The 23,365-nt window shown below is 75.2% G+C and carries 24 protein-coding genes; 18 read left to right on the top strand and 6 right to left on the bottom strand.

From position 1 onward, the window contains the following. Positions 1–71 precede the first annotated feature (71 nt). From ET471_RS07625 to ccsB, 5 genes are read left to right on the top strand one after another with little or no spacing between them, the layout of a single operon-like run. Positions 72–722, top strand: a complete 651-nt coding sequence (locus ET471_RS07625; protein ID WP_129187386.1) for a histidine phosphatase family protein — start codon at positions 72–74, stop codon at positions 720–722. Between the two features lie 35 nt (positions 723–757). Further along, entirely contained in the window at positions 758–1,339 is a 582-nt protein-coding gene (locus ET471_RS07630) for a TlpA family protein disulfide reductase (protein WP_129187388.1), read from the top strand. Continuing rightward, positions 1,339–2,100 carry a cytochrome c biogenesis CcdA family protein gene (locus ET471_RS07635; RefSeq protein WP_129187389.1) on the top strand — a complete coding sequence of 254 codons (762 nt, stop codon included), beginning with the start codon at positions 1,339–1,341 and terminating at the stop codon, positions 2,098–2,100. Before ET471_RS07630 ends, ET471_RS07635 begins: the two co-directional genes overlap by 1 nt. Beyond that, positions 2,100–3,884, top strand: a complete 1,785-nt coding sequence (gene resB, locus ET471_RS07640; RefSeq protein ID WP_129187391.1) for a cytochrome c biogenesis protein ResB — start codon at positions 2,100–2,102, stop codon at positions 3,882–3,884. Before ET471_RS07635 ends, resB begins: the two co-directional genes overlap by 1 nt. Next, entirely contained in the window at positions 3,881–4,840 is a 960-nt protein-coding gene (gene ccsB / locus ET471_RS07645; RefSeq protein ID WP_129187393.1) for a c-type cytochrome biogenesis protein CcsB, read from the top strand. Before resB ends, ccsB begins: the two co-directional genes overlap by 4 nt. Before the next feature lie 34 nt (positions 4,841–4,874). On the opposite strand, the gene ET471_RS07650 is transcribed toward ccsB, so the two are convergent. Next, entirely contained in the window at positions 4,875–5,228 is a 354-nt protein-coding gene (locus ET471_RS07650) for a PLD nuclease N-terminal domain-containing protein (protein ID WP_129187395.1), read from the bottom strand. A gap of 54 nt (positions 5,229–5,282) precedes the next feature. Here ET471_RS07650 and ET471_RS07655 point away from each other — a divergent pair, with 54 nt between their 5' ends. Then, on the top strand, positions 5,283–5,549 hold the full coding sequence (locus ET471_RS07655; protein WP_165350442.1) for a DUF4229 domain-containing protein: 267 nt from the start codon (positions 5,283–5,285) through the stop codon (positions 5,547–5,549). A gap of 18 nt (positions 5,550–5,567) precedes the next feature. On the opposite strand, the gene ET471_RS07660 is transcribed toward ET471_RS07655, so the two are convergent. Together ET471_RS07660 and ET471_RS07665 are read right to left on the bottom strand one after the other, a co-directional pair. Further along, entirely contained in the window at positions 5,568–6,443 is an 876-nt protein-coding gene (locus ET471_RS07660) for a 1,4-dihydroxy-2-naphthoate polyprenyltransferase (RefSeq protein WP_129187398.1), read from the bottom strand. 60 nt (positions 6,444–6,503) lie between these two features. Next, complete coding sequence (locus ET471_RS07665; protein ID WP_242496471.1) at positions 6,504–7,703, bottom strand: AMP-binding protein; 1,200 nt, start codon at positions 7,701–7,703, stop codon at positions 6,504–6,506. 81 nt (positions 7,704–7,784) lie between these two features. Here ET471_RS07665 and ET471_RS07670 point away from each other — a divergent pair, with 81 nt between their 5' ends. Continuing rightward, positions 7,785–8,852 (top strand): DUF3048 domain-containing protein, encoded by a 1,068-nt coding sequence (locus ET471_RS07670; RefSeq protein ID WP_129187400.1) that lies wholly within the window; start codon positions 7,785–7,787, stop codon positions 8,850–8,852. Positions 8,853–8,860: 8 nt separating this feature from the next. On the opposite strand, the gene ET471_RS07675 is transcribed toward ET471_RS07670, so the two are convergent. Next, complete coding sequence (locus tag ET471_RS07675) at positions 8,861–9,835, bottom strand: 1,4-dihydroxy-2-naphthoyl-CoA synthase (RefSeq protein WP_129187401.1); 975 nt, start codon at positions 9,833–9,835, stop codon at positions 8,861–8,863. A 111-nt stretch (positions 9,836–9,946) separates the two neighbouring features. Between ET471_RS07675 and ET471_RS17975 the strand changes: the two genes are divergently transcribed. From ET471_RS17975 to ET471_RS07695, 4 genes are all read left to right on the top strand, one after another. Further along, on the top strand, positions 9,947–10,120 hold the full coding sequence (locus ET471_RS17975; RefSeq protein WP_165350443.1) for a hypothetical protein: 174 nt from the start codon (positions 9,947–9,949) through the stop codon (positions 10,118–10,120). Between the two features lie 59 nt (positions 10,121–10,179). Then, positions 10,180–11,271 carry an o-succinylbenzoate synthase gene (locus ET471_RS07680; protein ID WP_129187403.1) on the top strand — a complete coding sequence of 364 codons (1,092 nt, stop codon included), beginning with the start codon at positions 10,180–10,182 and terminating at the stop codon, positions 11,269–11,271. After that, positions 11,268–13,115: a 2-succinyl-5-enolpyruvyl-6-hydroxy-3-cyclohexene-1-carboxylic-acid synthase gene (gene menD / locus ET471_RS07685; protein ID WP_129187405.1), complete on the top strand. Its 1,848-nt coding sequence runs from the start codon at positions 11,268–11,270 to the stop codon at positions 13,113–13,115. Before ET471_RS07680 ends, menD begins: the two co-directional genes overlap by 4 nt. 292 nt (positions 13,116–13,407) lie before the next feature. Then, complete coding sequence (locus ET471_RS07695; RefSeq protein WP_129187407.1) at positions 13,408–15,012, top strand: S1C family serine protease; 1,605 nt, start codon at positions 13,408–13,410, stop codon at positions 15,010–15,012. Positions 15,013–15,038: 26 nt separating this feature from the next. On the opposite strand, the gene ET471_RS07700 is transcribed toward ET471_RS07695, so the two are convergent. Then, complete coding sequence (locus ET471_RS07700) at positions 15,039–15,506, bottom strand: TetR/AcrR family transcriptional regulator (RefSeq protein WP_242496472.1); 468 nt, start codon at positions 15,504–15,506, stop codon at positions 15,039–15,041. A gap of 311 nt (positions 15,507–15,817) precedes the next feature. Between ET471_RS07700 and ET471_RS07705 the strand changes: the two genes are divergently transcribed. The 4 genes from ET471_RS07705 to ET471_RS07720 all read left to right on the top strand — a co-directional run bounded on the left by ET471_RS07705 (position 15,818) and on the right by ET471_RS07720 (position 19,299). Then, positions 15,818–16,411 carry a DUF6230 family protein gene (locus ET471_RS07705; protein ID WP_129187409.1) on the top strand — a complete coding sequence of 198 codons (594 nt, stop codon included), beginning with the start codon at positions 15,818–15,820 and terminating at the stop codon, positions 16,409–16,411. Further along, the gene (locus ET471_RS07710) at positions 16,411–17,145 is read left to right on the top strand and encodes a DUF6114 domain-containing protein (RefSeq protein ID WP_129187411.1); all 735 of its coding nucleotides are present in this window, start codon (positions 16,411–16,413) and stop codon (positions 17,143–17,145) included. The genes ET471_RS07705 and ET471_RS07710 overlap by 1 nt, the downstream gene beginning before the upstream one ends. Beyond that, positions 17,142–17,759, top strand: a complete 618-nt coding sequence (locus ET471_RS07715; RefSeq protein ID WP_129187413.1) for a hypothetical protein — start codon at positions 17,142–17,144, stop codon at positions 17,757–17,759. Before ET471_RS07710 ends, ET471_RS07715 begins: the two co-directional genes overlap by 4 nt. A 130-nt stretch (positions 17,760–17,889) precedes the next feature. Then, complete coding sequence (locus tag ET471_RS07720) at positions 17,890–19,299, top strand: MATE family efflux transporter (RefSeq protein WP_129187415.1); 1,410 nt, start codon at positions 17,890–17,892, stop codon at positions 19,297–19,299. Positions 19,300–19,309: 10 nt separating this feature from the next. On the opposite strand, the gene ET471_RS07725 is transcribed toward ET471_RS07720, so the two are convergent. Further along, positions 19,310–20,665: an isochorismate synthase gene (locus ET471_RS07725; RefSeq protein WP_129187417.1), complete on the bottom strand. Its 1,356-nt coding sequence runs from the start codon at positions 20,663–20,665 to the stop codon at positions 19,310–19,312. 46 nt (positions 20,666–20,711) lie between these two features. Between ET471_RS07725 and ET471_RS07730 the strand changes: the two genes are divergently transcribed. From ET471_RS07730 to ET471_RS07740, 3 genes are all read left to right on the top strand, one after another. Next, positions 20,712–21,407 (top strand): demethylmenaquinone methyltransferase, encoded by a 696-nt coding sequence (locus tag ET471_RS07730; protein ID WP_129187418.1) that lies wholly within the window; start codon positions 20,712–20,714, stop codon positions 21,405–21,407. Between the two features lie 206 nt (positions 21,408–21,613). Next, positions 21,614–22,909 carry a geranylgeranyl reductase family protein gene (locus ET471_RS07735; RefSeq protein WP_129190810.1) on the top strand — a complete coding sequence of 432 codons (1,296 nt, stop codon included), beginning with the start codon at positions 21,614–21,616 and terminating at the stop codon, positions 22,907–22,909. Between the two features lie 77 nt (positions 22,910–22,986). Continuing rightward, positions 22,987–23,349 (top strand): NADH-quinone oxidoreductase subunit A, encoded by a 363-nt coding sequence (locus ET471_RS07740; RefSeq protein ID WP_129187419.1) that lies wholly within the window; start codon positions 22,987–22,989, stop codon positions 23,347–23,349. Positions 23,350–23,365 lie beyond the last annotated feature (16 nt).

The following is a 23,365-nucleotide window of genomic DNA, read 5'->3' on the forward strand; positions in this document are numbered from 1 at the left end:
CGCCGCGTGACCCTGGTCTCACAGCGACTGGCGCCGGCTGAACGCTCAGTGGCGCGTGGGACACTGGCGCCATGGTGACCACCACCGTCCATCTGCTGCGCCATGGCGAGGTGCACAACCCGGGCCGCGTGCTCTACGGCCGCATCCCGGGCTACCACCTGTCCGAGCGCGGCCACGAGATGGCCCGGATCGTCGCGGCGGCGCTCACCGAGCAGGGCCGCGACGTCGTCGGCGTGATCGCCTCCCCGCTGCAGCGCGCGCAGGAGACGGCCGCGCCGATCGCCGCGGCGTTCAAGCTCGCCACGGGCACCGACGAGCGGCTCGTCGAGGCCGGCAACCGGTTCGAGGGCACGACGATCGGGGCCAAGCCCTGGCAGCTGCTCAACCCGCGCTGGTGGCCGCTGCTGCGCAACCCGCTCACGCCGTCGTGGGGCGAGCCGTACCGCGAGCAGGCCGACCGCGTGCAGGCTGCCGTCGCGGACGCCCGCGCGGCGCACGCCGGGCACGAGGTCGTCCTCGTCAGCCACCAGCTGCCCATCTGGGTCACGCGCCTCGGGTACGAGGACCGTCGGCTGTGGCACGACCCCCGCAAGCGCCAGTGCACGCTGTGCTCCCTGACCAGCCTGCACTTCGACGACGACGAGCTCGTCGGCATCGAGTACTCCGAACCGGCCGGGCACCTCGCGACGTCCCTGAGCAAGGGAGCGTGGTCGGTCAAGTGAACGCCGTCCGTCGTCGGGTGGCCGCGGCCACCGGGATGCTTCTCGCTGCCTCGCTGCTCATGGCCGGCTGCGCCCAGGACTCGGGCGCGGGCGACGCCGTCGACACCGGGTTCGTCCCCGGCGACGGGTCGGTGCGCGAGTGGGCGCCGGGGGACCGCGAGGACCCCGTCACCATCGCCGGCACGGACTTCGCGGGCAACCCCGTCAGCACGGCCGACTGGGCCGGCGACGTCGTCGTCGTCAACACCTGGTACGCCGGGTGCGCGCCGTGCCGGGCCGAGGCGCCCGACCTCGTCGCGCTCGCCAACGGCCGCGCCGCCGACGGCGTGCGCGTGCTCGGCATCAACACGCAGGACGACGCCGGCGCCGCCCAGGCGTTCGAGCGGACGTTCGACGTGCCCTACCCGTCGATCGCCGACGCGAACGGCTCCGTCATCGCGAAGCTGTCGGGCGTCGTCGCGCTCCAGGCCGTGCCCACCTCGGTGGTGCTCGACCAGGAGCACCGCGTGGCCGCACGCGTCATCGGCAAGGCGGACGCGTCGACGATGAAGGCCCTGGTCGACGACCTCCTCGCAGAGCAGGGCCCCGCCGGCACGGCCACCCCGGCGGCCGGCTGATGGGCGAGGCCTTCCAGACCACCGCCTTCTCCGGGTCGATGCTGCTCGCCGTCCCGGTGGCGATCCTCGCCGGCCTGGTGTCGTTCGCGTCGCCGTGCGTCCTGCCGCTCGTGCCCGGCTACGTCGGGTACGTCAGCGGCATGGCGGCGTCGTCGGTCGGGGGAACGGCGTCGCGCCGCGTCGGCCGGGGCCGCGTGCTGGGCGGGGTCGCCCTGTTCGTCGCCGGGTTCACCGTCGTGTTCGTCGCCTTCATGGGCGCGGCCGGGGCCGTCGGGTCGCGGCTCGTGCAGTGGGAGGACACCCTCACGCGCGTGCTCGGCGTCGTCGTCCTGCTCATGGGGCTCGCGTTCCTGGGCGGCATCCCGTTCCTCCAGCGCGAGCGGCGCTTCCACGTGAGCCCGCGCGCCGGGCTGTGGGGTGCCCCGCTGCTGGGCGTCGTGTTCGGCCTGGGCTGGACGCCGTGCATCGGCCCGACCCTCACCGCCATCACGGCCCTCTCGCTCGACCAGGCGTCCGTGGGGCGCGGCGTCGCGCTCGGCGTCGCGTACTGTCTGGGGCTCGGCGTGCCGTTCCTGCTGGTCGCGCTGGGGCTGCAGTCCTCGCAGCGCATGCTCGGGTTCCTGCGCCGGCACCGGCTGGCGATGCTGCGCCTGGGCGGCGGGCTGCTCGTGCTCATCGGGCTCGCGCTCGTCACGGGGCTGTGGGGCGCGGTGATCCGGGCGATCCAGGGCTGGATCGGCGGCTGGGAGACGGTGGTCTGATGAGCGAGCGGACGCAGTACCGGCCCGAGGGGATCGCCGACGAGTTCGTCGCGGCCCCGGTCGAGCACGAGGTCCCGGCGGGCGTGCCCGGCGAGGGCGGTCAGCCGCGGCTCCCGGCGCTCGGCGTCGTCGGCTGGCTGCGCTGGACCTGGCGCCAGCTCACGTCGATGCGCGTCGCCCTGCTGCTCCTCATGCTGCTCGCCGTGGCCGCGGTGCCCGGCTCGATCCTGCCGCAGCGCGGCCCCAACCCCGACAAGGTGCTCCAGTACCTGGGCGACCACCCCACGAGCGGCCAGTGGCTCGACCGGTTCGGGTTCTTCGGCGTCTACACGTCGCCGTGGTTCAGCGCGATCTACCTGCTGCTGTTCGTCTCGCTCGTCGGGTGCATCCTGCCGCGCGCGGCGCAGCACGCCCGCAACCTGCGCGGCCGCCCGCCGCGCACGCCCGCGCGCTTCACGCGCTTCCCGGCGCAGGCGTCCGGCACGACGCCGGCGTCGCCCGACGACGTCGTCGCCGCCGTGGCGGGACGGCTGCGGCGCGGGCGCACGTTCCGCGTCGACGTCGGGCACGAGGAAGCGACGACGCGGCGGCCCGCCGCCCGGACGCTCGCCGCCGAGCGCGGGTACCTGCGCGAGAGCGGCAACCTCGTCTTCCACGTCGCGCTGCTCGGCCTGCTCGTCTCGGTCGCGCTCGGGCAGCTCTTCCACTACCGCGGGCAGGCCATCGTCACCGAGGGGCGCGGGTTCGCCAACGCCGTCGTCGACTACGACACGTTCGACAAGGGCGCGTGGTTCCGGGCCGAGGAGCTGCGGCCGTTCTCGCTCACGCTCGACTCGTTCACCTCGGAGTTCGCCAGCGACACCGTCGCGTTCGCGCAGGCCCGCGACTTCACCGCGCACGTCACGGTGAGCGGCGCGGACGGCGCCGCTCCGGAGAGGACGACCATCAAGGTCAACCATCCGCTGACGATCGACGGCGCCAAGATCTACCTCCAGGGCAACGGCTTCGCGCCCGAGGTCACGGTCCGCGACGCCCAGGGCGAGGTCGCGTTCTCCGGGCGCGTGCCGTTCATCCCGCAGGACACGATGTACACCTCGCGCGGCGTCATCAAGGTGCCCGACGTGAGCAAGGGCCTGGAGCAGATCGGCCTGACGGGCTACTTCCTGCCCACCGCCGTCGTCGACGACGCCGGCAACGCCCGCTCGGTGTTCCCGCAGCCGAACAACCCCATGCTCGTGCTCCAGGTGTGGACGGGCGACCTCGGGCTCGACGGCGGCGTGCCGCAGAACGTGTACAAGCTCGACACGGCGTCGATGACGGCGGCGACCGACGACGACGGCACGCGCTCCCAGGTGCTGCTCCAGCCTGGCCAGACCGTCGACCTGCCCGACGGGCTCGGCACCATCTCGCTCGGCGCCGAGGTGCCGCGCTACGTCGCGCTCGACCTGCGCTACGACCCGTCGCTCGTCTGGGTGCTGACCTTCGCGCTGCTCGCCCTCGCCGGGCTGGGCGTCTCGCTCTTCACGCCGCGCCGCCGCGTCTGGCTGCGCGCCTGGGCCATGCCCGAGGGCGGCACGCGCGTCGAGCTCGCCGGCCTCGCGCGCGGCGACGACGCCGGGCTGCAGGGCGAGGTCGACCGCGCCCTCGCGGCCGTCCCCGGCCTGCCCGACGCCGCCACCGACGCCGCCACCGCCACCGACACCGGCGCCGCCGCCACCACCGACCCGCCCGGGGACACCACCCCCGCCGCCACGGACCTGCACCACCAGGAGGATCCCCGATGACCACCGCGCAGATCGGCGAGCTGTCCACGCTGCTCGTCTGGGGCGCGCTCGTGTCGCTGACGATCGCGCTCGTCGCCTTCGCCGTCGACCTCGCCCGTCGCACCGACGTGCGCGCCGAGCACCGCGTCGCCGAGCCCGCTCTCGTCGGGGCGTCGCAGGACGCCGCCCCGCGCGCGCAGGCCGACCTCCCCACCGCGCCCCCGCGTCGTCGGGCCGCCGGCATCGCCATGTCCACGACGTCGCTCGGCGCGCTGCTGCTGCTCGCGGGGATCGTGACCCGCGGCATCGCCGCGGGCCGCACCCCGTGGGCGAACATGTACGAGTTCACGCTCGTCGGGTCGTTCGTGGCGGTCGCGGTGTTCCTCGTCGTCAACGCGCGCCGCGACGTGAGGTTCCTCGGGGCGTTCGTCACGGGCCTCGCCGCCGTGTTCCTCACGCTCGGGCTCAACGTCTTCTACATCGCCGCGATGGGCGTGCAGCCGGCGCTCCAGTCCTACTGGCTCGTGCTGCACGTGGGTGTCGCGATCACCGCGACAGGCGTGTTCACGGTGGCCTTCACGGCCTCGGTGCTCCAGCTGCTGCGCACCGCGCGCGACGCCGGCTCCGGCTGGCTGGGCACCTGGCACTGGCTCGACCGCGTGCCCGCGCCCGCGTCGCTCGAGGCGCTGAGCTTCCGCCTCAACGCCGTCGGGTTCGTGCTGTGGACCTTCACCATCATCGGCGGGGCCATCTGGGCCGAGCACGCCTGGGGCCGCTACTGGGGCTGGGACCCCAAGGAGACCTGGTCGTTCGTGATCTGGGTCGTCTACGCCGCCTACCTGCACGCGCGCACGACGCGCGGCTGGTCGGGCTCGCGCGCGGCGTGGTTCGTCGTCGTCGGGTTCGCGTGCGTGCTGTGGAACTTCACGGGCGTGAACCTGGTGTTCAACGGCAAGCACAGCTACTCAGGGCTCTGACCGTCCGCGGCCGTCTCCGCGAGCCCGGGGCGGCTCAGTGCGTCGGGTCGCCCGGGTCGCCGGTGCGGCCCTCGCGGCGGCGGCGCTCCCGCTCCGCCTGCTGCTTGAGGCGCCACAGGAACTCGGGGTCGTCGTCGGGTGCGAGGGGGCCCTCGCGGCGCGGGCCGCTGCTCTGCCGGCCCCGCCCGCCCTGCGGTGCCGCCGCGGGGCCGGACGCGCGCCGGAAGATGATCCACGCGAGCCCGCCGATCACGGGCACCACCACGATCAGCACCGCCCACAGCCACTTGGGCAGCCCGCCCGTCTCCTCCTTGCGCGCGCCGGCGAGGTCGGCCAGCGCGTAGACGGCGAGGCCGATGATGGCGAGGGTGAGGATCACGCGGGGCATGTCCACAGCGTAGGCCGGTCCGGGAGCCCCGTGGGGGGCGCTTACCCTGGTTCCGTGCCACTCGTCGTGTACTCCCTCTGGCGGCTCGCGCTCCTCGCGGTCGTGTTCGTCGTCGTGTGGGCGGCCGGTGCGGACCCGCTGCTCGCGGGCGTCGTCGCCGTCGTCGTCGCCGCGCTGGTGAGCTACCTGCTGCTGCGCCGGCAGCGCGACGCGAGCGCCGCCTGGATCGCGCAGCGCGTGGCGTCCCGCACGAAGCACCAGACCGCGTTCTCCCGCGCGGTGGCCGAGGACGAGGCGGCGGAGGACGAGGCCGCGAGCTGACGCCCGCGGCGACCCGGGTCAGGCGCCCAGCGCCAGGCCGACCGCCAGCAGGACCCCGTAGGCCAGCTCGTACATGCCCGTGCCCGCCAGGACCGGGACCAGCAGCTTGCCGCGGGCGCCCGCCAGGACGGGCAGCGACAGCAGCACCGCCGGCAGGCTGAGCAGCAGCACCCCGAGCGCCCAGGGCGACCAGATCCCGGCCAGGGCGCCGAGCAGCAGCGGCACCCCGAGCATCGTCACGTACGCCTGGCGCGCCCGCGCGTCCCCCAGCCGCACGGCCAGCGTGCGCTTGCCCGCGACGACGTCGGTGGGGATGTCGCGCAGGTTGTTGACCATGAGCAGCGCGCACGCGATGAGCCCGACGCCGACGGCGCCGAGCACCGACGGGCCGGTGACGCGCCCGGCCTGCGTGAACGTGGTGCCCAGCGTGGCCACGAGGCCGAAGAACACGAAGACGCCCACCTCGCCCAGCCCCGCGTACCCGTACGGGCGCTTGCCGCCCGTGTAGTACCAGGCTGCCACGATCGCGGCCGCGCCGACGGCGAGCAGCCACCACTGGCCGCTCAGCCACGTCAGCAGCAGGCCGAGCACGGCCGCGACGCCGAACGCCGCGAACGCGGCCGCCTTGACGTGCCCCGGCCGGGCCAGGCCCGACGCCGTCAGGCGCAGCGGGCCGACGCGGTCGAGGTCGGTGCCGCGCACGCCGTCGGAGTAGTCGTTGGCGTAGTTGACGCCCACCTGGAGCGCGAGCGCCACGCCGAGGGCGAGCAGCGCCCGGCCTGCCGAGAACCCGCCGGCGAGGGCCGCGGCCCCGGAGCCCACGAGCACGGGCGAGGCGGCGGCGGGCAGGGTGCGGGGGCGGGCCCCGGCGACCCACTCGGCAGGGGTGGCCATGGTGGTGGTGCTCCTCGTGCGTCGTCGTGCGGGGGCGGGCGGCCCCGGTGGCGCGCCGCGTCAGTGCGCGGCGGCAGCCTCGGCGACCGCCCGGCGGTCGACCTTGCCGGGGCCGCGCAGCGGCAGGGAGCCGGTGACGTAGACCCGTCGCGGGGCCGACGGCGCCCCCAGCCTAGCCGCGACGGCGGCGCGCACCGGGGCCAGCACCTCGGGGGGCAGCGGCGCGAACGCCCCGCTCGGCGCGTCCTGCGTCGCGACGACGGCGACGAGCGCCTGCCCCCACTCGGCGTCGGGTACGCCGACGACGCAGACCTCGGCGCCCCGCACCCCGAGCACCCCCGGGAGCACCTCGGCCAGCACCGCCTCGACGGCCGCCGGGGCGACGTTGACCCCGCCCGTGACGACGACGTCGTCGGCCCGGCCGAGCACGGCGAGCACCCCGGCGTCGAGCGTGCCGAGGTCGGACGTGCGGAACCAGCGGGTGCCGTCGTCGTCGGTGCGGAACACGGCGGCCGTCGCGTCGGGGTCGCCGACGTAGCAGGCGGCGAGCGTCGGGCCGGCGATCTCCACGACGCCGGGGCCGCCCGCGGCGGCGAGGCGCAGGCGGACCCCCGTCAGCGGGACGCCGTCGTAGACGCAGCCGCCCGCCGTCTCGGACATGCCGTACGTGCGCACCACGGGCACGCCGAGCGCGAGCGCGCGGGCCAGGAGCGGGGGCGGCGTCGCTGCGCCGCCCAGCAGCACCGAGCCGCACCGGGCCAGGGCCTCGAGCCCTGCGGGCGCCCCGTCGTCGGCGGCCGCGAGCACGCGGTGCAGCTGCGTGGGGACCAGGGAGACGTGGACGGGCGCGTCGTCGACGAGCGCCGGCGCGAGCAGGGCGGCGAGGCCGTCCGGCGTGAAGCGCGCGCCGGGCTCCGCGGCGACGAGGGGCGTCGGGACTCCGGCGTCGGCGGCGAGCAGCGAGCGCATGACCACCTGGACGCCGGCCACGTGCGTGGCGGGCAGCGACAGCACCCAGCGGCCGGGGCCGCCGAGCCGCTCGTGCGTGGCCGTCGCGGACGCGCGCAGGGCCGCGGCGGTGAGCGCGACCTCGCGCGGCGTGCCCGTCGAGCCGGACGTCCGCACCACGACGGCGGTGCCGTCCGGGAGGTCGCCGGCGTGCAGCCGGGCGAGCGGGGCGAGTGCCGGCCCGCCGTCGAGCGCGCCGCGCAGCTGGCGCGCGATCGTCCCGACGCTGGCGGGCAGAGGCGCGTGTTCCACGCCGATCAGGGTAAGTGTCACGGCGTGCACGGGCGGCGCCGGTCGCACCGCATAGGGTGGCGCCAACCGAGGAGGATCTTGATGACGAGGCGACCCCTGGCAGCCCTGAGCGGGGTGCTGGCCCTGGCGCTCACCCTGAGCGCGTGCTCGGCCGACGAGCCCGCCGCCGTGACCGTGACGGCCACCCCGAGCCCCGACGCGACACGCGTCGCCCCGCCGGAGCCGGTGGTGCCCGCCGAGCCGGTCGTGTGGCCGCTCACGGGTGTGGAGACCGCGGAGGTCGCGCAGCGCCCGGCGCTCGCCGTCAAGGTGGAGAACGCGCGCGAGGCACGCCCGCTGACGGGCCTGGAGAAGGCCGACACGGTGTGGGAGCAGACCGTCGAGGGCGGCATCACCCGCTTCGTGGCCGTCTACCAGTCGCAGCTGCCCGACACGGTGGAGCCCGTGCGCTCCGTGCGGCCCATGGACGCCGGCATCGTGGCCCCGCTGGGCGGCCTCCTGGCCTTCTCGGGCGGCCAGGCGCGGTTCGTCAACGAGGTCAGGGACGCGGGCGTCCAGATCGTGTCGATGGACGCCGGGAACGGCGGGTTCTCCCGCGACCGGTCGCGGCGTGCGCCGCACAACGTCGTCGGCAACATCCAGACGTTCCTCGGGCAGGCCCGCGACGACCGCAAGGTGCCGCCGCCCGCCCAGTTCGCGTTCGCGAAGCCGGGCGAGCCGTCGTCCGCGGAGACCGCCGGCACGCCGGCGTCGCTGCTGGACATCACCTTCTCGCGCATGCAGCGCACGAAGTGGAGCTGGGACGCGGCGTCGGGCACGTGGCAGCGCAGCGACGGCGACACCCCGTCCGTCTCGTCGGCCGGCGTGCGCCTGGCCGCGACGAACGTGGTCGCGCTCACGGTGAACCAGGTCGACACCGGCACCGTCGACCCGTCGGGCACCGCCGTGCTGGAGACGAAGATGGTCGACTCCGGCGAGGGCTTCGTCGCCAGCGCGGGCAAGACCGTCCCCGTCCACTGGTCCAAGCCCGCGGTCGACGCCCCGCTGCTGCTGACGGCCGCCGACGGGTCGCCGATCACGCTCCAGCCCGGGAACACGTGGGTGCAGCTCGTCCCCAAGAGCACGGGGACCTGGACGGTCGCCCCCTGACCCCGAGGTCAGAAGGCGTACGGGAACCGGCTCCAGTCCGGGTCGCGCTTCTCCAGGAACGCGTCGCGCCCCTCGACGGCCTCGTCGGTCAGGTACGCCAGGCGCGTGGCCTCGCCGGCGAAGACCTGCTGGCCCATGAGGCCGTCGTCGGCCAGGTTGAACGCGAACTTCAGCATGCGGATCGCCTGCGGTGACTTCGTGGCGATGATGGCCGCGTGCTCCAGCGCGAGCTCCTCGACGTCGGCGTGCTCGGCGACCTCGTTGACGGCGCCCCAGCGCTCGGCGTCGTCGGCGGAGTACTCGCGGGCGAGGAAGAAGATCTCGCGGGCGCGCTTCTGGCCCACCTGGCGGGCCAGGTAGGCCGACCCGTAGCCGCCGTCGAACGAGCCGACGTTCGCGTCGGTCTGCTTGAAGCGGGCGTGGTCGCGGCACGCGATCGACAGGTCGGCGACGACGTGCAGCGAGTGCCCGCCGCCCGCGGCCCAGCCGTCGACGACGGCGATGACGACCTTGGGCATGGTGCGGATGAGGCGCTGCACCTCGAGGATGTGCAGCCGCCCGGCGCGGGCGGGATCGACGGCGTCGCGCGTCTCGACCTCACCACCGCCGTCCGGGGCCGTCGTGTACTGGTAGCCCGACCGGCCGCGGATGCGCTGGTCGCCGCCCGAGCAGAACGCCCAGCCGCCGTCGCGCTCCGAGGGGCCGTTGCCCGTGAGCAGCACCGTGCCGACGTCGGACGTCATGCGGGCGTGGTCGAGCACGCGGTAGAGCTCGTCGACCGTGTGGGGGCGGAACGCGTTGCGCACCTCGGGGCGGTGGAACGCGACGCGGACCACGGGCAGGTCGCGCGTCACGGACCCGTCGTCGGCGCGCTCGACGCCCCGGTGGTACGTGAGGTCCGTGAGGTCCTCGAAGCCCGCCACGAGCCGCCAGCGGGCGGGGTCGAAGGTCTCGGACACGCGGGGCGGGAGGGGGCTGCTCACGAGGGCCAGCCTACGGTCGGGCCGCGCGACCACCGCCTTGTGACGACATTCACAAGGGCATTTTCGCGTCAGGAGCGGGTTCGGCGGGCGCCGGGGAGTGACGATAGACACATGAGCAACCTGCTGACCCGCGAGGTGCTCGACTCGGCAGTGATCGATCGGGACCTCTCGCATGATCTGTACACCTATGCCGCCCAGGTCCGAGGGCGCGCGACCGAGGACGACCACCCGCGCGTGATCGGCACGCTGGACTTCCACCCCTGGCTGTGCGAGTTCACCGACTGACGCGCGCCCCCGGTCGCACGCGGGGACGGTCCGCTGACCCCGGCCCGTACGCTGGCACCGTGACTCGCGGTCCTGTGCCCTCGCCCGTCGTCTGGTCGACGCCGCTGCGGACCCGGTTCCGCGGCCTCGACACGCGCGACGGCGTGCTGCTCCGCGGCGACGCCGGCTGGGGCGAGCTGAGCCCCTTCTGGGACTACGACGACGCCGAGTCCGCCCCCTGGCTGCGCTGCGCGCGCGAGGCCGCCGACGTCGGCTGGCCCGCCCCCGTGCGCTCCGCCGTCCCCGTCAACGTGACCGTGCCCGCCGTCGGGCCCGAGCAGGCGCGCGCCATCGTGCTCGCCTCCGGCGGGTGCCGCACCGCGAAGGTCAAGGTCGCCCAGCGCTCCCTGCCCGGCGGCGCCTCCCTGCACGCCGTCGACGGGTCGCGCCCGGGCGAGCTCGAGCCCGTCGCGGCCGAGGTGGAGCGCGTCGCCGCGGTCCGCGAGGCCTTCGCCGAGCTCTACGGCCCCGGCGTCGGCCGCATCCGCGTGGACGCCAACGGCGGCTGGACCGTCGCCGAGGCCGTCGCGCACCTGCGCGAGATCGACGCCGCCGCCGGCGGGCTGGAGTACGCCGAGCAGCCCTGCGCCACCGTCGAGGAGCTCGCCGCGCTGCGCCGGCTCGTCGACGTGCCCGTCGCCGCCGACGAGTCGATCCGCCGCGCGTCCGACCCGTTGCGCGTCGTCGCGCTCGACGCCGCCGACGTCGTCGTGCTCAAGGTGCAGCCGCTCGGCGGCGTGCGCGCCTGCCTCGACCTCGCCGAGCAGGTCGGTCTGCCCGTCGTCGTGTCGTCCGCGCTGGAGTCCTCCGTCGGCCTCGCGGCCGGGGTGGCGCTCGCGGCCGCGCTGCCCGAGCTGCCGTACGCGTGCGGGCTCGCGACGTCGCAGCTCTTCGCCCACGACGTCGTCGCCGACCCGCTGCTGCCCGTCGACGGGGCGCTGCCCGTGCTCCCCGCCGGCGACCCGCGCCTGGAGCCGGACGCCGCCGCCCTCGCCGGTGCCGCGCCCTCCGACGCGGTGCGCGCCCGCTGGCACGACCGCGCCGCGCGGCTCGGCGCGCTGCTCGACGCGGCCCCGGCCGTGCCGTCCGCGGACCGGGAGGGGGCGCGGTGAGCGGCACGGAGGCGCCCGCGGTCACGGCCGCCCGGGCGCTCGTCCTCGAGCTGGGCCTGCAGGGCGTGCGCGACGTCGTGCTCGCCCCCGGGTCGCGCTCGGCGCCCCTCGCCTACGCCCTCGCCGAGGCCGCCGACGCCGGGACCGTGCGGCTCCACGTGCGCATCGACGAGCGCGCGGCCGGGTTCCTGGCGCTGGGGCTCGCGCGCGGCGGGGCGCTGCGCGAGGACCGCGGGCCGTCGGCCGACGAGGCGTCGAGCCCTGCCGGCGCCCCCGTGGTGGGCCCGCGCCCCGTCGCCGTCGTCACGACGTCGGGCACCGCCGTCGCGAACCTGCACCCGGCCGTGCTCGAGGCGCACCACACGGGCGTCCCGCTCGTGCTGCTCACCGCCGACCGGCCGCACGAGCTGCGCGGCACCGGCGCGTCCCAGACCACCGACCAGGTCGGCCTCTTCGGAACGGCCGTGCGCTACGCCGCCGACGTCCCCGCCCCCGACGGCCGCGACGGCGAGGTCCGCGACCTGCTCGCGACGACGGGACGGGCGCTCGCGGCGGCCCTCGGGCTGCGCGACCGGAACCCGGGCCCGGTCCACCTCAACCTCGCGTACCGCGACCCGCTGCACCCGCTGCACCCGCTGCACCCGACGATCCCGGCCGTCGCGGCGCCGTGGCCCGCCGGGACCCGCCGCACCGTCGCGCCGCCCGCTCCCGGGCCCGGCGCGGACCCCGCGCTGTACGGCGACCCTGCCCGCACGCTCGTCGTCGCCGGCGACGGCGCCGGGCCCGCCGCGCGGGCGCTCGCCGAGGCGCAGGGCTGGCCCCTGCTCGCCGAGCCCTCCTCGGGCGCGTGCGGCGGGCCGAACGCGGTCCGTGCGTACCGGTCGGTGCTGGGCGTCGACGAGCTCTCCCGCGAGGTCGAGCACGTCGTGGTGCTGGGCCGGCCGACGCTGTCCCGCCCCGTGCAGCGGCTGCTCGGGCGGCCCGACGTCGCCGTCACCGTCGTCGCCCCGGGCGGCGCGCCCTGGACCGACGCGCCGCGCAACGCCGAGCGCGTGGTCGACGCGCTGCACGCGCGGTGGTTCGAGCCGGGCGCGTCGGCGGACCGTGGCTTCCTGGACCGCTGGCTCGCCGCCTCGCGCGCGGCCGCCGTCGTCGTCGACGAGGAGACCTCGACCCGCGACATCCCCCTCGGCGCGGCGCCCTTCGCCGCGCTCGCCGTCGCCCGTGCGGTCGCCGCCGCGACCGGACCCGACGACGTCCTCGTCGTCGGCTCCTCCAACCCGGTGCGCGACCTCGACCTCGTCCTCGGGCTCGACGGCGAGCCCGGCACGGTGCTCGCCCACCGGGGCCTCGCGGGCATCGACGGGACCGTGTCCGCCGCCTACGGCGTCGCGCTCGCCGGCGGGCGGCGCACGCGCGCCCTGCTGGGCGACCTCACGTTCCTGCACGACGTCGGCGGCCTCCTGCACGGCCCGCTGGAACCCGCGGCCGACCTCCAGGTCGTCGTCGTCAACGACGACGGCGGCTCGATCTTCGCGACGCTCGAGCACGGCGAGCTCGCCGCGGCGTCCGACGCCGGGGGCCGCACGTTCGAGCGCGTCTTCGGCACGCCGCACGGCGTCGACCTCGGCCCGTTGTGCGCCGGGTACGGTGCCGGATACCGGCTGGTCACGGACCTGGCCGGGCTGCGCGCGGCGCTCGCCGCGCCGGGTCCCGGCGTCGACGTCGTCGAGGTGCGCGTGCCCCGGGCGGGAAGACTGGCGGAGTCGCGGGCGCTGCACCAGGAGATCGTCGCCGCGGCCCGTGCCGCGGTGGCCCCCGTGCAGGACGCGCCATCACGGTGAGCGATCCGCAGGAAACTCACAGGCACGATCCAGAACCGCGCCAGTCTGATGGTGTTATCTCGGGTCAGCAGGAGATCGAGGAGGCCAACACCATGAGCACCGAGAACCACGACCAGCCCGCCGCCCCCGAAGGGTCGGCCGCTGGGTCCGAGACCACGACCCCGGCCGCACTCGCGACCCCGGCCGCCCCGCCGGCGAGGCGACCCCGGCCGCCGCGCCGCAGCCGCAGGCCGCCCCCGCGCCGCAGGCCGCCCCTGCGCAGCAGGCCGCCCCTGCGCCGCAGGCCGCCCCCGTGCCCGAGCTGCCGCAGCCCGTCCAGACCGTGAGCGCGCCCCACCCGCAGGCCCAGGTGACGCAGGAGCTCCACCCGCAGCAGCAGGCCACGGCGCCCTACCCGCAGCAGTACGGCCAGCGCACGCAGCCGCAGTACGGCCAGTACGCCCAGCACTACGGCTACGCCCCGTACGGGCAGCACCCGCAGCAGCACACGGCCCCCGTGCCGCCGCGTGCCCCGTACCCGCAGCAGGGTGCGCAGCAGCCGCCGGCCCCGCAGGGCGCGGCCTTCGGCAACCCGTACGCCACGGCGTCGGCAGGCTCGCCCGGCGAGCCGGGCGAGCCCGGCACGCCGTCCGGGCGCCGGGAGCGCAAGCCGCGCGGCTGGGTCCCCGTGGTCAGCGCGGCCGCCATCGCGGCGATCCTGGCCAGCGGTGGCACCGCCCTCGCCGTCAACGCGATGAACGACGGCACGCGGACGGCGTCGATCGAGCAGATCGGCGACCCGGGCCGCGTCGACACCGCCCCGGTCAAGGACTCGACCGTGACGAACCCGGACTGGGAGGCGGTCACGGCCGCCGTCGCGCAGTCGGTCGTCTCGATCCAGACGAGCAGCCAGCAGGGCACCTCGCTCGGCTCGGGCCTCATCCTCGACACCGACGGCCACGTCCTGACGAACAACCACGTCGTCTCGGGCGCCCAGGACAACAAGGTCCAGGTCACGCTGTCCGACGGCCGCATCTTCGACGCCGACATCGTCGGCACCGACCCGACCACCGACCTCGCCGTCGTCAAGCTGGAGAACCCGCCGAGCGGCCTGCGCCCCGTGGCCCTCGGCGACTCGGACACGCTGACCGTCGGCGCCCCGGTGCTCGCCGTCGGCAACCCGCTCGGCCTGGCCAACACCGCGACGACGGGCATCATCTCCGCGCTCGACCGCCCCGTGTCCGCGCAGGGCGAGAACACGCAGGAGCCCGTGACCACCAACGCGATCCAGATCGACGCGGCCATCAACCCCGGCAACTCGGGCGGCCCGCTGTTCAACGCGCAGGGCCAGGTCATCGGCATCACGTCGTCGATCGCGAGCCTCTCGAGCGGCGGCCTGACGGGCAGCGGCCAGTCCGGCTCGATCGGCCTCGGGTTCGCCATCCCGGTGAACCTCGCCAAGAACGTCAGCAGCCAGCTCATCGCGAACGGCTCCGCGGAGCACGCGTTCATCGGCGTGAGCATGCAGGACGGCACCGCCACCGCCGACGGCGTCACGCGCCGCGGCGGCCAGGTCATGAACGTCGTGGCGGGCTCGCCCGCGGCCGCCGCCGGCCTCCAGACGGGCGACGTCATCGTCGCGATCGGCGACCAGCCGGTCAACGGCGCCTCGGCGCTGACGGGCTTCGTCCGCGAGCACCAGGCGGGCCAGAAGGTCACCCTGACCGTGGTGCGCGACGGCAAGGCGATCCAGGTCGACGTGACCCTCGCCGTGCGCGACGAGTCGTCGCAGCAGCAGGAGCCGCAGCAGCCGCAACAGCCGCAGGCCCCGAACCAGGGCGACCAGCCGAACCAGGGGTCGGGCGACGGCTCGACCCAGGGCGGCGGCCTGTGGGACTGGCTGTTCGGCGGCAACTGACCGCGTGACAGCGACGGGGCCCGGCGTCAGACGACGCCGGGCCCCGTCGTCGTCCCGGCGGCCGCGGCCACCGTCGCGTACGCGCTGCGCTCCAGGAACGCGACGAGCTCCTCGGACGGGATCGCGGCGTCGGCCGCGGCGTCCACGAGCGCCTGCTCGGCGAGCGAGATCCACGAGCGGACGGCGACGTCGACCAGGGGCGACGGCGTCACACCGAGCTCGACGACGATGGCCGTCGCGTGCCGCGTGAGCACGTCGCGCGCGTGCTGGACGGTCTCGCGCACGCGCGGGTCGCCCGACGACGCGCCGCGCACCACGGAGTAGAACGTCGCGTCGTGATCCTGGACGAACGTCACGAACCGCGCGAGCACGTCACGCAGGCGCTCGCGGGCGGGCAGCGCGGGGTCCGGGTCGGTGGCGTGCAGCATCGCGTCGCGCGCGGTGCGCACGATCTCCAGGTGCAGGCCCTGGCGGGTGCCGAAGTAGTGGAACACCAGGCCGGGGAGACGCCGGCGGCCCCGGCCAGGTCCTCGACCGTGATCGCCTCGAGCGGGGAGCCGGCGAGCCGGTCGACGCCGAGGGCCAGGAGCTGCCGGCGGCGCTCGACAGGGCTCAGCCGCGTGCGTGGCGCGCGGCCCGACGGGCCCTGGAGTGCCGGGGGCATGGGGTGAGCATAGGCCGCCGCCGTGCCGTCGGGCGGTTGTTGAGGGAGCGTCAACAATCTATTGACGCACCGTCAGTAACGGTCTACGTTCGGCCACTGTCCGGCGACATCGGCGTCGCCCGTGGGGAATGTGGGGTTCAGATGAAGCTCAGCTCGCTCACCCGGACGCGCGGAGGGCGCGTCCTGCTCGTGACGGTCCCGACCGTCGCGGCCTTGGCCTTCACCGGGACGGCCGTGGCACAGGGTGTCGTCCAGGTGTCCATGTCGGTCTCCGGCCAGGAGTTCACGATCAGTGCCGACAAGCTCGAGGGCACCGACTTCTCGCAGTACGCCGGGGTCGCCCTGGAGACCGACAAGACCAAGCAGCACCCCGTCGCGATCGCCAACATCGGCCACGCCACGCTCACCAACCTGTGCCAGTCGATCAAGACGCCCTTCGGGCCGAGCCTGCTGATCCACGCCGGCACCAAGCCGGGGCGCCCGGCCGAGGCCGACGGGCTGCAGATCGGCATGGACAACCTGTCGGGCACCGCGAGGTTCGAGAACATCCGCATCGGCGTCGACGCCTCGACCGTCGTGACCGCCGCGCGGGGCAACGTCAACGACTTCGCGATGGACTCCACGAAGGTGACGATCGACAACCTTCACCAGGTCGCCTACAGCACCCAGGCGGCCACGTTCACGCTGACCGACCTCGAGCTCGGCATCAACCTGGCCGGCGAGGAGTGCCCCTGATGGAGCGGTTTCGTCGGTGGCGGCGGGGGCGCCCCTTCTGGGGTGCGTCGCTGACGATCCTGGCTGGCCTCGAGCTCTTCCTGTCCGCGCGCCTCGACATCGCCGTGGGCGGGATGGTGCTGCAGCTGGGGGTCCCCGGCCTGCAGACGACGATCATCCCGGTCGTGATGGTGCTCGCCGGGGCGCTGGCCATGGTCCAGCCCGTCCACCACGTCTTCTACGGCGTGATCACGCTGGCGCTGTCGGTGTACTCGCTGGTCGCGGTGAACCTGGGCGGTCTCGGCGTGGGGGCGGTCGCCGGGATCGTGGGCTCGATCGTCGTGGTCTCGTGGCTGGAGCGGGCGGACGCCGAGGCGCCGCCCGCTCCGGCGGCGGCACCCCCGCCGGAGGACGGCGACCCGTTCCTGCTGTTCGACGACGGACCCCAGCCGGACCCGTCCCTGCGGCGGTCCACCGCTGCCGCGCTGTCGGTCGTCCTCGTCGCGGGCGGCCTCGCCGGCGGGGTTCCCGGCGAGGGCCCGTGCCTGCTCGGGTTCATCCTGTGCGACGTGCCGACGACGGCGTCGCCGTCTCCGTCGGCCTCCCCGTCGGGGTCGGCCGCTCCCGAGAGCACGCCGACGCCCTCGCCGTCTGACGTGGGCGGTGTCGGGGACGCGATCGGAGACGCCGTCGGGGCGTGGTCGGCGGCGTCGGGGACGCGGTCGGCGACGCGGTCGGCGGCGTCGGCGACGTGATCGACGGCGCAGCCGGAGCCCCCGCTGGCGGCGCCGGCGCGGGCGACGGTGCTGCGGGCGACAGTGCCGCGGGCGACCCCGCGGCGGCAGCGGCGGCCCCGGGCCTGACGGTCGACGTCCCGCAGGACGTCCCGCTGCCCGCCGACGAGGGGCTGCCCGTGGTGCTCGGCGGGAACGAGGACGCCGACGTCTATGCCGTCCCCGCCGAGCTCACGGCGACCGACCTGGAGATCGCCGGGATCCGGGCGGTCGCGCTCGTCTCGGTGCCGGTGCGCCCGGGGTCGGACGAGCGCCGCAACGCGCTCAAGCTCGTGGCCGACCATGTGAAGGTCACCGGTTTCCGGCTGCGCACCTTCGCAGGCGCGGACGACCGGTCGGGCGGCACCGACACCACGGCCGACCACGTCACCATGGACGGGCGCGCGACGATGTACATCACGTCGCTGACGGCGTCGGGCCCGGACGGCAGCACCTTCACGGTCGACGCCGACGACCCGCCGCGCACCCTGACGTCGCTGGTCCTCGCGGCGGTGCGGCCCACCGTCGGGCTGCTGGGTGCGACGTCGGACCAGCAGGAGTGGGCGGGGTTCCACGAGCGGGTCTGGGCGAGCTGAGCGGCTGGCCGGCGCGTCGCGGGCAACCTCACCGAAAACGCAGTGGCACGACGGCTCCTGCGGCGTACGATGGTCTTGTCGAATCGATTTGACGGGCGCGGACGCCGCCCGCTGAGACAGACGGGCCACCGTGCAGAACCTCACCGTCGGGCCGCCGACGCGCCTCATCCTCGCCTTCACCGTCCCCCTGCTGGTCGGCAACGTCTTCCAGCAGGTCTACGTCTTCACCGACGCCGCCGTCGTCGGCCGCCTGCTGGGGCTCGACGCGCTCGCGGCCGTGGGCGCGTCGGGCAGCCTCATGTTCCTGCTCATCGGGTTCTCGTGGGGCGCGTCGGCGGGCCTCGCGATCCCCGTGGCCCGCGCGTTCGGCGCGGGAGACATGGCCGGCGTGCGGCGCTACGTCGCGGCCGGGGCGTACGTCTCGGCCGCGATCGCCGCGGTCGTCACGACCCTCGGCGTCGTGTTCGCCCGCGACCTGCTGAGCCTGCTCAACACCCCGCCCGAGATCATCGACCAGTCCGCCGTCTACCTCGCGGTGACGTTCGCCGGTGCGAGCGTGACCGTCGCGTTCAACTTCCTGTCCGCGACCATCCGCGCGCTCGGCGACTCCAAGACGCCGCTGTACTTCCTCATCGCGTCGTCGGTGCTCAACGCGATCCTCGTGGCGGTGCTCGTCGGGGTGTTCCACTGGGGGGTCGCCGGCGCGGCCGCCGCGACGATCCTCGCGCAGGCGTCCGCCGTCACCGCGTGCGTGGTGCTCGTGGTGCGCCGGATGCCCGCCCTGCACCTGACGCGCGAGGACTGGGTCGCCGGGCGCTACGCCCTGCGCGACCCGCTGCGCACGGGCCTGCCCATGGGCTTCCAGATGTCCGTCATCGCCGTGGGCGCGCTGGTGCTCCAGCTGTCGGTCAACGGCCTGGGCGCCACGGCCGTCGGGGCCTTCACCGCGGCGTCGCGCGTCGACCAGCTCGCCGTCGCCCCGCTCAACTCGTTCGGGGTCGCGATGGTGACCTTCGCGGCGCAGAACCGCGGCGCGCGGGAGTGGGCCCGCATCCGCGTCGCGACCTTCCGCACGAGCCTCGTCGCGGCGGGCGTCGCGCTGGTGCTCGGCGCGGTGCTCGTGGCGTTCTCGCAGCCGGTCATCGGCCTGTTCGTCGGGCCGGACCAGCCCGAGGTCATGGCGATGGGGCGGACGTTCTTCCTGGTCAGCGGCGGCCTCTACCCGGTGCTCGCCCTGCTGTTCGTGCTGCGTAACGTGGTGCAGGGCATGGGCCTGTCCACGGTGCCGACCATCGCGGGCGCCCTCGAGCTCGTCATGCGCGCTGCGGCGGCGCTCTTCCTGGTGGGGCACCTCGGGTTCCTCGGCGTCGCGTGGGCCGCCCCGCTGGCCTGGTTCGGCGCCCTGACCCCGGTCGCTCTGGCGTGGTTCCGCCAGCGCCGCAAGCTCCTGGACCTGGAGCGCACGGAGGCCCCTGCCTCGGCGCAGGTCCCGTCACCGGCCCCCGCTGCGGCCCCCGCCCCGGAGGTCGCCCCGGCGTAGGCGGCCGGGGTCAGCCCCGCAGCGCCCAGCGCATCGGGACCAGCTTCGCCTCGGACTCCGCCAGCTCCGCCGCCGGGTCCGACGCCGCCACGACGCCGCAGCCCGCGAAGAGCCGCACGCGGCGCGGGTCTGTGTCGTCGAGCCGCGCGGAGCGCAGGGCGATGCCCCACTCGCCGTCGCCGTCGGAGCCCGTCCAGCCCACCGGGCCGGCGTAGCGGCCGCGGTCCATGCCCTCGATCTGGCGGATGAGCTCGCGCGCGGGCGCCGTCGGCGTCCCGCACACGGCCGCCGACGGGTGCAGCGCCGCCGCCAGCGCCAGCGACGACGGCCCGGGCCGGTCGGCGGGCCGGTCGAGCACGCCCGTGACGTCGGACGCCAGGTGCATGACGTTGGGCAGGTGCAGCACGAACGGCTGCTCGGGCACGTTCATCGACGTGCAGAAGGGCTCCAGGGCCCGCGCGACGGAGACGACGGCGTGCTCGTGCTCCTCGAGGTCCTTGGACGAGCGGGCGAGGTGGGCGGCCCGCAGCAGCGCGTCGTCGTCGGTCATCCCAGGCTCGCGGCGGATCGTCCCGGCGAGCACGCGCGAGGCCACGAGGCCCTTCTCGGAGCGCACCAGCAGCTCGGGCGTCGCGCCCACCATGCCCCCGACGGAGAACGTCCACGTCGTCTCGTACGCGGCCGCGAGGCGGCCCAGCAGCCAGCGCGGGTCGAGCGCTCGCCCCGTCGTCGCGACGACGTCGCGGGCCAGCACCACCTTCTCGAGGCGGCCTGCCTGGATGCGCGCGACGGCGTCGGCGACGATCGCGGGCCAGTCGGCGGCGGCGACCGCCCCGTCGGCCTCCGTGACGGCGCCCGGCCCGGTGACGGGCGTGCGGTGCGCGGGGTCGAGCAGCGCCGTGGTGGGGGCCGCTCCCAGCCCGGAGGAGATCGTGGTGATCCACGCGCGGTCCCCGCGCCGCCCGACGACGACGCGCGGGACGACGAGCACGCCGCCGTCGGCGGACGTGGCGTCGAACGCGAACGAGCCGAACGCGACCGGGCCCGTGCCCGGGAGCCGCACGTCGTCGCGGACGACGGCGCGCTCGAGCACGGCCTGCCACGCGGCGTCGGCGTCGGCGAAGCGCGTCTCGCCGCCGGTCGTGACGCGCAGCGCCTCGCCCCAGCCGACGATGCCGTCGCCGCGGCGCACCCACGCCAGCGGCTTCGCGTCGGGCAGGAGGTCGACGAGCGTGGTCAGGCCGCCGTCGGGCAGGTCGATCGCGGCGGTCCGGACGACGAGGGGTCTGGTCTGGGACCCGGGCGCGACGTCGTCGCGCCGGCCGGCCGGACGACCGGCGGGCGGGGGGACAGCGGTTGCGGACATCGCCGTCCAGCGTAGTCCCGCGCAGGAGGCGTGCGAGCATTGCGGCATGGCCCGCGCATCCCTGGAGAAGAAGCCCGCCGAGGTCGCGTCGATGTTCGACGGGATCGCCGAGCGCTACGACCTCGTCAACGACCTCGTCTCGCTCGGGCAGGACCGGCGGTGGCGCCAGGTCGTGCGGGAGTCCGTCGCGGCGCTCCCGGGCGAGAAGGTGCTCGACCTCGCCGCGGGCACCGGAACCTCCAGCGAGCCGTTCGAGCTCGACGGCGCGTACGTCGTCCCGTCCGACATCTCGTTCGGGATGCTCTCGGTGGGCAAGCGCCGCCGCCCTGACCTGCCCTTCGTGGCGGGCGACGCGACGGCGCTGCCGTTCGCCGACGGCTCGTTCGACGCCGTGACGATCTCGTTCGGGCTGCGCAACGTCGTGGACACCCTGGGCGGGCTGACGGAGATGCTGCGCGTCGTCCGGCCGGGGGGCAGGATCGTCGTGTGCGAGTTCTCCACGCCGACCTGGGGGCCGTTCCGCACCGTGTACCAGGAGTACCTGATGCGGGCGCTGCCGGTGGTGGCGGGCGCCGTCACGCGCGACAGGGGCTCGTACGAGTACCTCGCCGAGTCGATCCGCTCGTGGCCCGACCAGACGGGCCTCGCGCACCTCATGATCGAGGCCGGCTGGGAGCACGTCGCCTACCGCAACCTCTCGGGCGGCATCGTCGCCCTGCACCGCGCGAGCAAGCCCTCCTGACCTGCCGCGCCGCACCGCGCAGCCAGAGACACGCGGGGCCAGCCCAGGTGGCCTGACGTGCTGAAACGTACGATCCACGAGAGTGGTGCACGGTGCGTGGCGGCTACCGCTTCCCAGGTGGGCGTCGAATGGCTAAGGTGACCGAGGCTCTCGTGAACCGGTTCACAAAGGACCGGTCGACGAGGACGTCCGAGGAGGTGGGAGCGGTGCGCGCAGGCTCGCGCGACGACGCCGACGTGATCGTCGTGGGCGCAGGTCCCGCTGGTTCCTCGACCGCCCACTGGTGCGCCTCTGCCGGCCTGGACGTGCTGCTGCTGGAGAAGTCCGCCTTCCCGCGCGACAAGATCTGCGGCGACGGCCTGACCCCCCGCGCGGTCGCCGAGCTGGCCCGCATGGGCGTCGACCTCGACCCCGCCGACGGCTGGATCCGCAACGAGGGCCTGCGCGTCTTCGCCGGCCGCCGCTCGTGGGAGCTGCCCTGGCCCGACGTCACGGCGTTCCCCGGCTACGGCTCGGCCATGGCCCGCGCGACGCTCGACCACCGGCTCGCCCAGCACGCGCAGCGCAGCGGCGCCAAGCTGCTCGAGCGCACCAAGGTCACGGGCCCGCTGCTCGACGAGCGCAGCGGCCGCACGGTCGGCGTCCGCGCCCAGACCGCCGACAGGCGCGACGTCGTCTACCGCGCCCCCGTCGTCGTCGCCGCCGACGGCGTCAGCTCCCGCTTCGCGACGGCGCTCGGCATCACGCGGCGCGACGACCGCCCCCTGGGCACCGCCTACCGGACGTACTTCCGGTCGGAGGGCACGGCCCGCCACGAGGACGCCTGGATGGAGTCCCACCTCGAGCTCTGGTCGGGCGCCCCGGGGAAGTCCGACCTGCTGCCCGGCTACGGCTGGATCTTCGCGCTCGGCGACGGCACCGTGAACGTGGGCCTGGGCTCGGTGTCGAGCACGCCCGCGCGGCAGTCCGCCGTCGGGCACGACTACAAGGCCCTGCTCCAGCAGTGGACGCAGAACACCCCCGAGGACTGGGGCTTCACGCCCGAGAACCAGGTGGGGCCGATCCGCGGGGCGGCGCTGCCCATGGGGTTCAACCGCACGCCCCTGTACCGCGACGGGACGACCCTGGTCGGCGACGCCGGCGGCATGGTCAGCCCCTTCAACGGCGAGGGCATCGCGTACGCGCTCCAGGCGGGACGGGTCGCGGCCGACGCGATCGCCCAGGCCCGCACGCGCACCACCGACGCGGCCCGCGAGGCGGTGCTCGGCGGCTACGCCGAGCGCATGCGCGCCGACCTCGGCGGCTACTACACGCTGGGCCGGGCGTTCGTCCGGCTCATCGAGCACCCGGCGATCATGCGGTTCGGCACGCGCTACGCGCTGCCGGTCCCGGTCGTCATGCAGTTTGTGGTGAAGCTGCTGTCGGACTGCTACGAGCCCCGCGGCGGGGACTGGGTCGACCGGCTCATCGCCGCGCTGGCCCGGGTGGCACCGGCGGCCTAGAGCCCGGGTGCCGAGCGCCCGGACGTCACAGCACGATCTCAAGGAAGTGATCGAAGCATGAGGCAGGAGGAGCAGGGATGACCAACCCGTACGTCCCGGTGCTGGTCCTCATGGCCGTGGCCGCCGTGCTGGCGCTCGGCGGTGTGGGCGCGTCGGCCGTCATCGGCCCGAAGCGCTACAACCGCGCCAAGCTCGAGGCCTACGAGTGCGGCATCATGCCCACCCCGCACGCCGTCGGCGGCGGGCGGCTGCCCGTCAAGTACTACCTCGTCGCGATGACCTTCATCGTCTTCGACATCGAGGTCGTCTTCCTCTACCCGTGGGCCGTGAGCTTCGCGTGGCTGGCCGGCTTCGGCCTCGTCGCGATGCTCGTGTTCCTCGCGCTGATCACCGTGCCGTTCGTGTACGAGTGGCGGCGCGGCGGGTTCGACTGGGTCTGAAAGGCTGTAAGGGGAC

The sequence above is a fragment of the Xylanimonas protaetiae genome (genome assembly GCF_004135385.1).
In the GTDB taxonomy this organism is placed as follows: Bacteria; Actinomycetota; Actinomycetes; order Actinomycetales; family Cellulomonadaceae; genus Xylanimonas; species Xylanimonas protaetiae.